The following is a 12,428-nucleotide window of genomic DNA, read 5'->3' on the forward strand; positions in this document are numbered from 1 at the left end:
TCATGGCAGCTCGTCGCGGACGCGCAAAGCGTCGTAAAGTGTGTTATTTCACAGCGAATGGTATTACACACATTGACTATAAAGATGTTGATTTGCTAAGACGTTTCATTTCTGAACGCGGAAAAATTCTTCCACGTCGTGTAACTGGAACTTCTGCAAAATATCAGCGTAAACTAACTATCGCAATCAAACGCTCTCGTCAAATGGCTTTATTGCCATATGCAGCTGAGTAAAATAAAACCTTCAAATCCTTGCTTACCGCTGGATTTGGAGGTTTTTTAATTCTTTTCGTAAATTTTGTTGCTCTTTAACCTTCGCAATTGATATAAAATATGCTGAATCTGGGTTGATTTCCGCTCCGGGTAGTCGCTTTCCGCGGGCAACGCTTCAGCTTCGGGCCAACACGATGTTGGTCACATAGGCGTTGCCCCAAATGTCTTCGGTGGGGCGAGTAACCGCAGTCCCAGATCTTTTTGATGACAGGCATAATGTATTAAGAGTTTATTTTCTCTTCCTGCGCTTGGGATAAACCGAAATGATCTTGACCAGTAATGCAAATGAATAGATAAATGACAGTAGCAAATAGTTGTCACTGACAGAAACGAGCAGGGCGATGACCGTATAGAGAAGAAATGGAATGGTTGTCGTATATGCACTCATTTTCCATAGCATGCCGAAGCGCAGTTTCCGCTGTGTCAGTTTTGCAATCAATGTACCGATATAAGCAATCAGACAAAGGGATAAGAACACGATTATGGTCAAAGGCAAGTAATAAAACATGAAGAAATATATCAGCTTAAATATGACGTTCATATCATGGCCAAGGCCGCTAGTTGCTGTCAGCTGACTGATTAAAGATGGAACAGATACAAGAAATAATAAGATAAACATATATCCGACGGTAATGTCCATTCCGATACGATTAAGCTTGAAGATTGCGTTTTTACTTGGAAGTTTGATACTATGTACAAATGCTTGCAGGAAAATCATATTTTTCATCCTTATTATAAAGTCTACAGTTTTCATTATAATCGAAATTAGTCATAAAAGCGCGTAAAATGAAAACGGATGGTAATATAATCGAGGTAGAAATGACAAGGAATTTTAAAGGACAAATTATTGCCCGGGAAATATATATATCGACGGACTTCGACAACCCTTTCAAGTAAAATCATGTTATCATGTAGTAATGGGAAATTGTAATATGTCTTAGAAGAGGTGCAAGAATGAATCAATCAAAGAAAATCACGGATGGAGCAATGCTAACTGGAATTTTCATGGTGTTGTTGTTAATAAGCGCCTTTGTTCCTGTTCTAAATATTTTCAGTATGCTTCTATTACCGGTTCCTTTTATTATATATGCCGCAAGATATGATTGGAAGCCGACGTTATTAATGTTCGCAGTAGCAACAATCATCACATTGGCTTTAGCTACTGTTTTCTCACTGCCATTAGCTGTTTTAATGGGACTGGGTGGATTAATGATTGGAAGTGCCATTCATCAGAATGCTTCAGCTTATGAAACATGGGCACGGGGTACATTCGGGTTTATTATTGGTCTTTTATTTGCTTTTGTGTTCACCCAATTTATTTTTCAGGTGAATTGGATTGCAGAGCTTGAAAGATTATTTACAGAATCAATGCAGATGAGCACAGAACTCCTGAAACAATTCGGAGCTGCGGGACAAGCCGGGGAAATACAAGAAATCATGCAGGAATACGTTAGCTATTTAACGGAATTATTTCCTGTAATGCTTGCTATCTCAGCAATCGTTTTAGCGTTTATCAGTCAATGGATTGCTTATAAACTCATCAATCGAATTGAGAAAAGGAATTTATATTTTCCTCCTTTTCGCAAGTTGCAATTTCCAACTGCGCTAATTTGGATTTATCTTGCTGCGTTAATTTTTTCCTTTATCGAGATGGATTCATCCAGTATTTTCTACCTGGCAGCAGAGAATGCTATGGTATTAACTGGGCTGTTAATGGCAATACAAGGATTTTCCTTCATCTTCTTTTACGCACATCATAAAAAAATGTCCAAGGCAATTCCGGTATTAAGTATTGTCTTAACATTGCTTTTTCCAATATTTCTCCTTTATTTCGTGCGTATTTTAGGTATAATTGATATAGGCTTTAGGTTAAGAGAACGCATGACAGATAAAGAATAACGTTTGAAATAGACAGGTTGTCACGTAAATAGGAGCTGAATGGTATGCCGGATTTACACAAAAAACCAACATTAAGCAGTCATTTATGGATTATCTATTTACTTTCCATTATATTGTTGGTGGTCATATGGTATTTTCAATGGAGACTTGGTCTCATTATGACATTATTTTTGGCTGCTTCTTTTTACTATAGTATCCGTACCGAAAGAACTTTGCTCAATGAGACAGAGAGATACATCTCAACGCTCTCCCACCGGATTAAAAAGGTTGGTGAAGAAGCGTTATTGGAAATGCCATTTGGTATTATCCTTTATAATGAGGATTTCACCATCGAATGGGCAAATCCTTATATGAATAAATTTAGTAAAGAGGATAGTTCGCTTGTAGGAGATTCTCTCAATATCCTCTCTGAAGAACTCATTCCTAAGATAAAAGAAAACAAGGATAAGATATGGTTTGAACTGAGTGGATATGAATTTCAGACAATCGTTAAAAAAGAAGAGCGTTTATTATATTTATTTGATCGAACGAAACAGTACGAATTACAAAATTTATATCATAATGAACAAACGATTTTAGCGATTATATTCCTTGATAATTATGAGGAAATCACCCAAAACATGGATGATACCGCGAAGAGTCAATTAAACTCTGAGGTAACTTCTGTTTTAAATAGCTGGTCAAAAGAAAATGGCCTTTATTTGAAACGAACTTCACAGGAACGTTTTGTAGCTGTAGGGACGAAGGAAATCCTTCAACAGCTGGAAAAGGTAAAATTTGATATCTTAGATGTAGTCCGGGAATTAAGTGGAGAACAGAATAATCCTGTTACGCTCAGTATCGGTGTAGGGACAGGTGATGTATCCTTGCCGACACTTGGTGAGCTCGCCCAATCGAGTCTTGATCTCGCACTTGGACGAGGCGGCGACCAGGTTGCTATCAAGGATGACACAGGGAAAGTCCGTTTCTATGGTGGGAAAACAAACCCGATGGAAAAACGAACCCGTGTACGAGCACGTGTTATTTCCCACGCATTAAAGGAACTTGTCAGAGTGAGTGATAATGTCATTATTATGGGACATAAATCACCAGATATGGATTCACTCGGTGCGGCAATAGGAATTTTAAATATTGCCAAGGCAAATGATGTAAAAGGGCATATTGTATTTGATCCGGATGACTTGGATACAGGTGTACACCGGCTTGTTGATGCAATTAAAGAAGACACAGACCTTTGGCAGCATTTCATTGACCCAGAAGAGGCAGAGGAAATTACCGGGAGCAGAAGCCTTGTAGTCGTTGTGGATACACATCGGCCATCCATGGTGGCAAGTGAAAGCCTGTTGCATCAGACAGAATATAAGGTGGTTATTGATCACCATCGCCGCGGCGAAGAATTTGTTGAGAATGCAACTTTAGTATATATGGAGCCATATGCATCTTCGACTGCAGAGCTTGTAACAGAGCTTCTGGAGTATCAGCCGAAAACATTAAAACTAAAAATGCTTGAAGCTACTGCATTATTGGCAGGGATTATTGTCGATACAAAAAGCTTTTCATTGCGAACAGGATCACGGACATTTGACGCAGCATCCTATTTACGTTCCAAAGGTGCTGATACGGTGCTAGTACAACGGTTTATGAAGGAAGATCTTGATCTTTATGTAAAGCGTAGTAAATTAATCGAGCGTTCAGAGGTCTACAGGGATGAGATTGCAATCGCAACGGCTGCACCAGGGGTAACGTACGGACAGGTATTAATCGCTCAAGCGGCCGATACCCTTCTGACAATGAGCGGTATCGCAGCGTCCTTCGTTATTTCCGAGCGTGACGATGGCAGAATAGGTATAAGTGCCAGATCACTGGGGAATGTCAATGTACAAGTGATTATGGAAAGAATGGGTGGTGGCGGTCATTTAACGAATGCAGCCACACAAATTGCAGATACGAACCTGGAGGATGCTGAAGGGTTATTGAAAGATATTTTAGATGAATATTATGAGGGGAGAGAAACAGAATGAAAGTAATTTTCCTTAAAGATGTAAAAGGCAAAGGCAAAAAAGGGGAAGTAAAAAACGTATCCGATGGGTATGCACGTAATTATTTATTGAAAAATAAAATTGCCGAAGAAGCAACACCAGGGAATTTGAAGGCTCTGGAAGCACAACAGCGCAAAAACGAACAGGAAGAACAAAAGGAAAAAGAAGACGCAATGGATTTAAAAGATACATTAGCAGATCTGACCGTTGAATTAAAAGCAAAATCAGGAGATGGCGGACGACTCTTTGGTTCCATTACAAGCAAGCACATTGCCGAAGCACTAAACAAAGAACATGGCTATAAAATTGACAAACGGAAAATTGAACTGAATGAACCGATTCGAGCGTTAGGCTATTCCACCGTACCTGTAAAACTGCATCCAGAAGTATCCGGTTCGATTAAAGTCCATGTGACAGAGAAATAAGGGTAAGTGACAACAAAGAAAAAAGCTCTTGAGCGAAAGGAGGGGACCTCACGATGAGTGAATGGAATGAACGTACACCACCACATAATATTGAAGCTGAGCAATCCGTCATTGGTGCAATATTTCTGGAGCCGGAGGCGTTTTCTGCTGCTTCGGAGATATTGGTAGCTGAAGATTTTTATCGTGCAGGTCACCAGCGTATTTTCGCAGCGATGATGCAACTGGCAGATAAAGGTGAACCAATTGATGTTGTAACAGTGACGACATTTCTGCAAAACGCCAAACAGCTTGATGAAGCTGGAGGGGTAACCTACCTTACTGAAGTGGCCGGGAGTGTACCAACTGCGGCTAATATTGAATATTATGCAAGAACTGTGGAAGAAAAAGCATTGCTTCGCCGCCTGATCCGGACAGCGACAGATATTGTTACATCCGGTTTCGAAAAGGAAGACGAAATAGAAGATGTATTGAATGAAGCAGAAAAAAATATATTAGAGGTATCCGGTCGTAAAAACTCCGGTGCTTTTAAAGCAATAAAAGATGTGTTGATCGATGTCTATGACAACATTGAACAGCTACATCAGGCCAATGGAGATGTCACAGGGGTTGCGACGGGATTCCGTGACCTTGACCGGATTACTTCCGGTTTTCAGCCAAATGATTTAATCATTATCGCAGCCCGTCCCTCTGTAGGTAAAACAGCATTTGCCCTGAATGTTGCCCAAAATGTTGCTGTTAACAGTGATGAGAATGTTGCGATTTTCAGCCTCGAGATGGGCGCTGATCAGCTCGTCCAACGTATGCTGTGTGCTGAGGGGAATATTGATGCTCAACGGTTGCGTAACGGACAGCTTCAGGCAGATGACTGGAGTAAGCTGACAATGGCGATGGGGTCTCTGTCGAATGCCGGCATCTATATTGATGATTCTCCCGGCATCCGTGTCAGTGAGATCCGTTCCAAATGCCGCCGCCTGAAACAGGAAAACGGACTTGGGATGATTTTGATCGATTACCTGCAGCTTATCCAGGGGACTGCGGGGTCACGTGAAAACAGACAGCAGGAAGTTTCAGAGATTTCCCGTTCATTAAAAGGGTTAGCGCGTGAACTGAATGTCCCTCTGATTGCTCTTTCCCAGCTCTCCCGTGGTGTGGAGTCACGTCAGGATAAACGCCCGATGATGTCTGACTTGAGAGAGTCCGGAAGTATTGAGCAGGATGCTGATATCGTAGGTTTCCTGTACAGGGATGACTACTATGATCAGGAATCCGAGAAACAGAATATTATCGAAATTATCATTTCCAAGCAGCGTAACGGTCCAGTCGGTAATGTGGAGCTTGCGTTTGTGAAGGAATATAATAAATTCGTGGATCTGGATCACCGGTATTCGGAGAGCGATGTGCCTCCGGTTCCCGTGTAGGATTGAAAGAAACAGCCTTTTTGGAGGCTGTTTCTTTTTTATTGGCAGTTAAGAAACCAACATGGCGGCTAAGCGCATGCCGCCACCATCTATAATGAAAACAGCCAATTTTAACTAGAAGGCTGTTCTTTAAAAGATTGGGCCTGCGATTACTCGCCCCATCGAAAAGCTCTGGGACTGCGGTTACTCGTCCCACCAAAAAGATATGTTGCTTTTGACACAAAAGATATAAAAGACGAAGTAACTTTATCATGGTTTTGCTATCTTCCATTTCTTTTGAACCCGAGTGCTATCATAATCGCTTCGGCAGAATACTTCGCTTTTTAACGGGCACGGCTTCAGCCTCCTCGCGGAAGATCGCCGCTGCGGGGTCTTACGTAAAGTGCTGTTCCCGCTGGAGTCTACGTATTCTGCCTACGCTAAGAGTGGTGTTCTGATTATAGAAAGGATAAAGCTCATGGAATCTATGTTTCATGGGGGCTTTCTCACTCAAATAGAAAGCTATTCTAAGCTGCTTAAAAAATGCGAGACTCCTTGAAAATACAAACCAATTTTCTTCGTGCGGTGTTGATTCATGAAGATAATTCAGGTCCTACGGGAAAAGGAACAGTCTGAAGCCCCCACAGTGAGCGGTCTTTGCGAGTGAGGAGGCTGAAGCGTTCCCCGTGGAAAGCGAGTGTTTTTTAAGCAGCGCTGGAGTAGCACTCATTTTGTAAAGGATGAGAGGAAGTCACTGTTAGGTTACGTCGTCTTTTATATCAAATGCGACGTTAAGGGGCAACAAAATTTACCAAAAACTTGGGCGAAAAGCCAAGTTTTCTAAGTCCATAACATTTACACAAGTCCGTTCATACGTATGGGATATAAATTTCCATCCAATGCAAAGGTTGCTCTCCCGGTTTCCTCTGACACAACCAGTACCAGTGCATCTGTCTGTTCAGAAAGTCCGAGTGCTGCACGGTGTCTCGTACCCAATTTCCTCCCTGATATCAGATGTTCTGATAATGGAAGCACATTGGCGGCAGAAGTAATGGTATCATTACAGATTAAAACAGCACCGTCATGTAATGGATTTCCTGTGTAAAAAATAGATTCCAGCAACGGATAGGACAGCTCAGCATTTAGTGTAATCCCGGAATGGATATAAGCATCCAGCTTTTCGTTGCGTTGGATGACAATTAAAGCACCATGATTGCGATCAGATAAGTGCTGTATCGTTGTAGAGAGCACTTCAAATTGATCTGTAAAAGGTGCCAAATAGGATTTTAAATAATAAGAAGCAGTGGATGCCTGGATATCATGAAATATCGTATGAACATCCTCAAATTCATGTAAAACACTGCATTCTTTTGTTTCAATCGTATGAATCATGTGATGAATCTCTTTAGAAAGCTTCTGTAAATTTCCTTTTAGCTGACCGATCATCGACTTAGATAGTTGTGGCTCAATAGAAGTCATTTTCCACCCCACACATTAATGTATTCTTGAATACTTTTTACGAAAAGATGTGTTTTATGCGTGGATTGCTTGTTAACCTACTTAAATGAAATATACAGTTGGACATATAGAAATTAATATTTAACCGAACAATTGCTAATAATATTTAACTATTGTTCGTATTTCAGATTGACTTCTTCCTTGATTATTGATAAACTTACTTTTGGAAATAATAAATAACATATATTGATAATTAATTACTTAGTGGAGGTGCGCTATGTCCTCAGTAGTCGTAGTTGGAACACAGTGGGGCGATGAAGGGAAAGGGAAAATAACCGACTTTCTATCACAGAATGCCGAAGTGGTTGCCCGTTATCAGGGTGGAAACAATGCGGGGCATACAATCAAGTTTGACGATGTGACATATAAATTGCATTTGATCCCATCCGGAATATTTTTTGATGATAAAATCTGTGTGTTAGGTAATGGCATGGTGATTGATCCAAAAGCATTTGTAGAAGAAATTGCTTATCTGCATGAACGCAATGTATCAACAGATAACCTGCGTATCAGTAATCGTGCACACGTTATCCTGCCATACCACTTAAAATTGGATATTTTACAGGAAGAAGATAAAGGCGATAATAAAATCGGCACAACAAAAAAAGGAATCGGCCCTGCTTACATGGATAAAGCGGCAAGAAGCGGTATCCGTATTGCTGATCTGATGGATAAAGAAGCATTTCGTGAAAAATTGGAACAAAATTTAAAAGAGAAAAACCGTCTGTTTGAAAAAGTATATGAAGTGGATTCAATTCAGGTGGAAGATATCCTGGAAGAGTATTATGAATATGGTCAGCAGCTGGCGAAATATGTATGTGATACTTCAGTCGTCTTAAATGATGCATTGGAAGATGGACGTCGTGTTCTATTTGAAGGCGCACAGGGTGTCATGCTGGATATCGACCAGGGGACCTATCCATTTGTAACATCATCCAATCCGATTGCCGGTGGTGTGACGATTGGTGCAGGTGTCGGCCCGTCAAAAATTAAGCATGTTGTTGGTGTATCAAAAGCTTATACAACCCGTGTCGGTGATGGTCCATTCCCAACTGAACTTCATGACGAAATTGGTGATCAGATTCGCGAAGTTGGACGTGAGTATGGAACAACAACAGGGAGGCCACGTCGTGTCGGCTGGTTCGATAGTGTCGTTGTCCGCCATGCGCGCCGTGTGAGCGGGATTACAGACCTGTCACTGAATTCCATTGACGTTTTAACTGGAATTGAAACATTGAAGATCTGTACAGCTTATCGTTACAAAGGGGAAATCATGAACGAATTCCCTGCAAGTCTTTCCGTTTTGGCGGAATGTGAACCTGTTTATGAAGAAATGCCTGGCTGGACAGAAGATATTACTGGTGCAAAAGATTTGGGAGATCTCCCTCCAAATGCACGTCATTATCTTGAGCGCATTTCTCAATTGACCGAAATTCCATTATCCATTTTTTCCGTTGGTCCGGATCGTTCACAGACAAATGTTGTACGCAGTGTATACAGCAATTAATTTTTAAAAGCTGTAAGGAACCATGGAGAAAATTAGCATACAAAAACGCCTGGGTTTAAAAAACCAGGCGTTTTTGTGTAAGGGTCTTTTCGTACAAGAGCCTACTTTGTATATAAAAAATCCCAGATCAAAGTTGAACTGGACCTTTACTGAATAAATTTTAAACTGAAAGCTACGCTGTTTTTTTGATCATGCTGTTGATCTTATCAGATATTTTTTCAAAGGAAGTATCCATGGAAACAGCTAATTCTTTGAACATGATGCTTTGTATACTAGTTAAAAGCTTCCGATCCTGAATTTGCATTTTAAGTTTGTTTTTATAAACTTCTTGTTCCTTCCTCATTAATGTATTTACAACTTTGGAAATTTCCTTACGATCTCCTGTATTTACAAGACTATTATATTTTTTATTCCGCTGTCTTGCATCCTCTATCCATTGAACACCAGGTTCCTGGAAGGATTGTACTATCCTCTCCGCATCCGCTTTATCCATAATCGTCCGCATTACTGCCTGATTACTATCTACAGGAGTGCTTATCGTTAATCTTGAATCTTCAACCGGATGCATCACATAATACGTCCTTGTGACATCATTATAGGTTTTCTCACAAATGTCATCAATTTCACATAAGCCATGTGTAGAATAAATAATCAAATCTCCAACATTAAACATTCGGTGTGCCTCCAATTAATAAATTGTCAACTCGGTTTACAATACAAGTATACCCCTTTCTAACAAAAATGTCAACTTAATTGACAACGGGCATCAGTTTTTGTATAGTAATTATCGAAAAAAGTGGATAGGGGTGAATTGGTTGAGTGTTGAATTAAAAGAGTTGGATTTAATTGATGTGTTGAGTGAGCGTCATTTAGAGCTTCGGAAAGTAACAGAGAATTTGTGGAATGACAGAAGTAATATGAAGTTATCAAATTCCGAGTGGTTCATTATGGCAAGAATTTATAAAAAACAACCTACCATCGCGTATGTTTCAAAAAATGTAGACATTTCCAGACAGGCAACGCATAAATTCATTAAAAACCTCGAGGGTAAGGGATTAGTTGAAATTAGTAATATGAAAAACAATAAAAAGGACAAATGCATACAATTAACCGAATTAGGAGAAGCATGTTATGAAAAAAATGAAGCATTGAAAGCAGAGCTGGAGAAAAAAATCGCTGATAATATTGGACATGAACAATTACAGCTTCTTAAAGATATCCTGAAAACGGATTGGGGATTATAACGAACCATTAACTATAAAAGAAAAAGAGCTGCAAAACAGCTCACATGCTTAAGATTCTTTGATGATATAGGAGGTAATTTCTTTTATTTTTGAGTTTTTTCCTGCACTTGAAAAATTGTATATGTCACAAAAATCATAATTTCCCATGCCTTCTACATCCAGGGAGCCATTAACTGCTGCAGTTTTGCCATGGGTTATAATATTTTTGATATGTATCTCATTTATTTTTCTATCTTCCATTTGTTTCATCATATCGTTGAATTGTTTATTTCCATGGATCATTTTATCACCAATCATATTCCAGTTAATATCATCAGCGATATGATTAATTATAAAGTCGGTATCGTTTTTCACAAAAGCTATGTTGAATTCCTGAAGTAGCTTTTTTCTGGGCGAGTTGCCACAATCTTCACGACAGATGATTTTTATGCCTTCGCTTTCTGAATTAGATATATTCACCATTTCCAACCTCCCGTAACAATCTTTTTTATATTAATGTACAAGCTTTTCCCTAAAATGTTTATACAATCCATCTATGCTATCCCCGGTAAACCCTGCCTATAATGCATTATTTACCCAATTATCTATATTCCATTCATACGATTAATGCGATATAAAAGTTTCATTTACAGGTCGTTCTCTCGCCTTTGCGGCAGTGATTATCGCCTGCGGGCTAGAGTTCATCGCCTGAATCTATGCAAACATCGCCTTCGAGCTAGTGATCATCACCCGAATCTTGGAGAACATCGCTCCTGCGGCAGTGGTCATCGCCTGAATCATGGAGAACATCGCCCCCCGGGCCAGTGGTCATCACCCGAATCCATCCAAACATCGCCCCCGGGCTAGTGATCATCACCCGAATCATGGAGAACATCGCCCCCGGGCTAGTGATCATCACCCGAATCACGAAAAACATCACCCCTGGGCTAGAGTTCATCGCCTCTGGCGTGATCATCGCCTGAATCATGAAAAACATCACCTCCGTGCCAGTGGGCATCACCCGAATCAATGCAAACATCGCCTTCGAGCTAGTGATCATCACCTGAATCATGGAGAACATCGCCCCCGGGCCAGCGAGCATCACCCGAATCATGAAAACCATCGCCCCCTGGCCAGTGGTCATCACCCGAATCACGAAAACCATCGTCCCCAGGCCAGCGATCATCACCTGAATCCAGCCAACCATCGCCCCCAAGCCAGTGATCATCACCCGAATCATGAAAAACATCACCCCCAAGCCAGAAGGCATCACCCGAATCCCACAAACCATCACCCTCTCCACTGCATCCGATTCAATGGATGTAACGTCAACCCGAGACTTTTAAGCAAAAGTACGGTAAAATGGTTGGAGGAATCTAGTTTTCTATAACTTAAAAATAAAACCTGAATTTTCATTAATTGGAAAAAGGATGTGGCAATTTATGAGTCAGAAGATATTAGTAGTAGATGATGAACAGCCAATTGCAGATATATTACAATTCAATCTGGAAAAGGAAGGGTACCAGGTTGTTGTAGCAAATGATGGAGATACAGCAATAGAACTTGCTGAATCTGAAACACCTGATTTAATTTTATTGGATATCATGCTGCCGGGAAGAGACGGGAATGAAGTTTGCCGTGAGATCCGAAAAACACAAGTCATGCCGATCATTATGTTGACGGCAAAGGATTCGGAAATTGATAAAGTACTGGGGCTTGAACTCGGTGCGGATGACTATGTGACAAAGCCATTCAGTAATCGGGAATTGATTGCCCGAGTGAAAGCAAATCTGCGCAGACAGCAGGTACCGGACGATACGGTGAAACAAACGAAGGATATCGTTATTGGAGCATTGGTTATTCACCCGGATGCCTATGTCGTATCAAGAAATGGTGCTGAAATTGAACTGACCCATAGGGAATTTGAGTTATTGCATTATTTAGCACGTCATATTGGACAAGTAATGACAAGGGAACATTTACTTGAAACCGTATGGGGCTATGATTATTTTGGGGATGTTCGTACAGTGGATGTAACTGTACGCAGACTTCGTGAAAAAATTGAGGAGAATCCTAGTAACCCAATGTGGATTGTGACCCGCAGAGGAGTAGGATATTATTTACGTAACCCTGAGCAGGAGTAGGTGC

13 protein-coding genes are annotated in these 12,428 nt (G+C 40.5%); 8 read left to right on the top strand and 5 right to left on the bottom strand.

Translation table 11 applies throughout. The features are described 5' to 3' along the window. Positions 1 to 2: 2 nt before the first annotated feature. Positions 3 to 233, top strand: a complete 231-nt coding sequence (rpsR, locus tag ACZ427_RS17625; RefSeq protein ID WP_461178002.1) for a 30S ribosomal protein S18 — start codon at positions 3 to 5, stop codon at positions 231 to 233. Between the two features lie 268 nt (positions 234 to 501). Here rpsR and ACZ427_RS17630 read toward each other — a convergent pair whose 3' ends face one another. Beyond that, complete coding sequence (locus ACZ427_RS17630) at positions 502 to 999, bottom strand: DUF1189 family protein (RefSeq protein WP_461178001.1); 498 nt, start codon at positions 997 to 999, stop codon at positions 502 to 504. Positions 1,000 to 1,226: 227 nt separating this feature from the next. Between ACZ427_RS17630 and ACZ427_RS17635 the strand changes: the two genes are divergently transcribed. The 4 genes from ACZ427_RS17635 to dnaB are packed head-to-tail and all read left to right on the top strand — an operon-like array spanning position 1,227 to position 6,053. Beyond that, positions 1,227 to 2,171 carry a YybS family protein gene (locus tag ACZ427_RS17635; RefSeq protein ID WP_461178000.1) on the top strand — a complete coding sequence of 315 codons (945 nt, stop codon included), beginning with the start codon at positions 1,227 to 1,229 and terminating at the stop codon, positions 2,169 to 2,171. A 44-nt stretch (positions 2,172 to 2,215) separates the two neighbouring features. After that, the gene (locus tag ACZ427_RS17640; protein WP_461177999.1) at positions 2,216 to 4,192 is read left to right on the top strand and encodes a DHH family phosphoesterase; all 1,977 of its coding nucleotides are present in this window, start codon (positions 2,216 to 2,218) and stop codon (positions 4,190 to 4,192) included. Further along, positions 4,189 to 4,635 (top strand): 50S ribosomal protein L9, encoded by a 447-nt coding sequence (gene rplI / locus ACZ427_RS17645; protein WP_461177998.1) that lies wholly within the window; start codon positions 4,189 to 4,191, stop codon positions 4,633 to 4,635. The genes ACZ427_RS17640 and rplI overlap by 4 nt, the downstream gene beginning before the upstream one ends. Before the next feature lie 53 nt (positions 4,636 to 4,688). Continuing rightward, on the top strand, positions 4,689 to 6,053 hold the full coding sequence (gene dnaB / locus ACZ427_RS17650; RefSeq protein ID WP_461177997.1) for a replicative DNA helicase: 1,365 nt from the start codon (positions 4,689 to 4,691) through the stop codon (positions 6,051 to 6,053). Between the two features lie 834 nt (positions 6,054 to 6,887). Here the strand turns inward: dnaB and cdaS are convergent. Then, positions 6,888 to 7,511, bottom strand: a complete 624-nt coding sequence (gene cdaS / locus ACZ427_RS17655; protein ID WP_461177996.1) for a sporulation-specific diadenylate cyclase CdaS — start codon at positions 7,509 to 7,511, stop codon at positions 6,888 to 6,890. A gap of 256 nt (positions 7,512 to 7,767) precedes the next feature. Between cdaS and ACZ427_RS17660 the strand changes: the two genes are divergently transcribed. Beyond that, positions 7,768 to 9,057, top strand: a complete 1,290-nt coding sequence (locus ACZ427_RS17660) for an adenylosuccinate synthase (RefSeq protein WP_461177995.1) — start codon at positions 7,768 to 7,770, stop codon at positions 9,055 to 9,057. Between the two features lie 172 nt (positions 9,058 to 9,229). Here ACZ427_RS17660 and ACZ427_RS17665 read toward each other — a convergent pair whose 3' ends face one another. Continuing rightward, a complete protein-coding gene (locus ACZ427_RS17665; protein ID WP_461177994.1) occupies positions 9,230 to 9,730 on the bottom strand; it encodes a CarD family transcriptional regulator in 501 nt (166 codons plus the stop codon). 142 nt (positions 9,731 to 9,872) lie between these two features. Here ACZ427_RS17665 and ACZ427_RS17670 point away from each other — a divergent pair, with 142 nt between their 5' ends. Continuing rightward, positions 9,873 to 10,301 (top strand): MarR family winged helix-turn-helix transcriptional regulator, encoded by a 429-nt coding sequence (locus tag ACZ427_RS17670; RefSeq protein ID WP_461177993.1) that lies wholly within the window; start codon positions 9,873 to 9,875, stop codon positions 10,299 to 10,301. Positions 10,302 to 10,349: 48 nt separating this feature from the next. Here the strand turns inward: ACZ427_RS17670 and ACZ427_RS17675 are convergent, their stop codons facing one another. Beyond that, on the bottom strand, positions 10,350 to 10,763 hold the full coding sequence (locus ACZ427_RS17675) for a nuclear transport factor 2 family protein (RefSeq protein ID WP_464883471.1): 414 nt from the start codon (positions 10,761 to 10,763) through the stop codon (positions 10,350 to 10,352). A gap of 253 nt (positions 10,764 to 11,016) precedes the next feature. Further along, positions 11,017 to 11,550, bottom strand: a complete 534-nt coding sequence (locus ACZ427_RS17680) for a hypothetical protein (protein WP_464883472.1) — start codon at positions 11,548 to 11,550, stop codon at positions 11,017 to 11,019. A 172-nt stretch (positions 11,551 to 11,722) separates the two neighbouring features. Between ACZ427_RS17680 and yycF the strand changes: the two genes are divergently transcribed. Continuing rightward, positions 11,723 to 12,424, top strand: a complete 702-nt coding sequence (yycF, locus tag ACZ427_RS17685) for a response regulator YycF (protein WP_461177990.1) — start codon at positions 11,723 to 11,725, stop codon at positions 12,422 to 12,424. Positions 12,425 to 12,428 lie beyond the last annotated feature (4 nt).

Source organism: Virgibacillus ainsalahensis (assembly GCF_055380755.1).

Excerpts from the sequence above, each read along its gene's own strand:
- rpsR (WP_461178002.1), top strand. The coding sequence starts at position 3 with ATGGCAGCTCGTCGCGGACGCGCAAAGCGTCGTAAAGTGTGTTATTTC.
- ACZ427_RS17630 (WP_461178001.1), bottom strand. The coding sequence starts at position 999 with ATGAAAAATATGATTTTCCTGCAAGCATTTGTACATAGTATCAAACTT.
- ACZ427_RS17635 (WP_461178000.1), top strand. The coding sequence starts at position 1,227 with ATGAATCAATCAAAGAAAATCACGGATGGAGCAATGCTAACTGGAATT.
- ACZ427_RS17640 (WP_461177999.1), top strand. The coding sequence starts at position 2,216 with ATGCCGGATTTACACAAAAAACCAACATTAAGCAGTCATTTATGGATT.
- rplI (WP_461177998.1), top strand. The coding sequence starts at position 4,189 with ATGAAAGTAATTTTCCTTAAAGATGTAAAAGGCAAAGGCAAAAAAGGG.
- dnaB (WP_461177997.1), top strand. The coding sequence starts at position 4,689 with ATGAGTGAATGGAATGAACGTACACCACCACATAATATTGAAGCTGAG.
- cdaS (WP_461177996.1), bottom strand. The coding sequence starts at position 7,511 with ATGACTTCTATTGAGCCACAACTATCTAAGTCGATGATCGGTCAGCTA.
- ACZ427_RS17660 (WP_461177995.1), top strand. The coding sequence starts at position 7,768 with ATGTCCTCAGTAGTCGTAGTTGGAACACAGTGGGGCGATGAAGGGAAA.
- ACZ427_RS17665 (WP_461177994.1), bottom strand. The coding sequence starts at position 9,730 with ATGTTTAATGTTGGAGATTTGATTATTTATTCTACACATGGCTTATGT.
- ACZ427_RS17675 (WP_464883471.1), bottom strand. The coding sequence starts at position 10,763 with ATGGTGAATATATCTAATTCAGAAAGCGAAGGCATAAAAATCATCTGT.
- ACZ427_RS17680 (WP_464883472.1), bottom strand. The coding sequence starts at position 11,550 with ATGCCTTCTGGCTTGGGGGTGATGTTTTTCATGATTCGGGTGATGATC.
- yycF (WP_461177990.1), top strand. The coding sequence starts at position 11,723 with ATGAGTCAGAAGATATTAGTAGTAGATGATGAACAGCCAATTGCAGAT.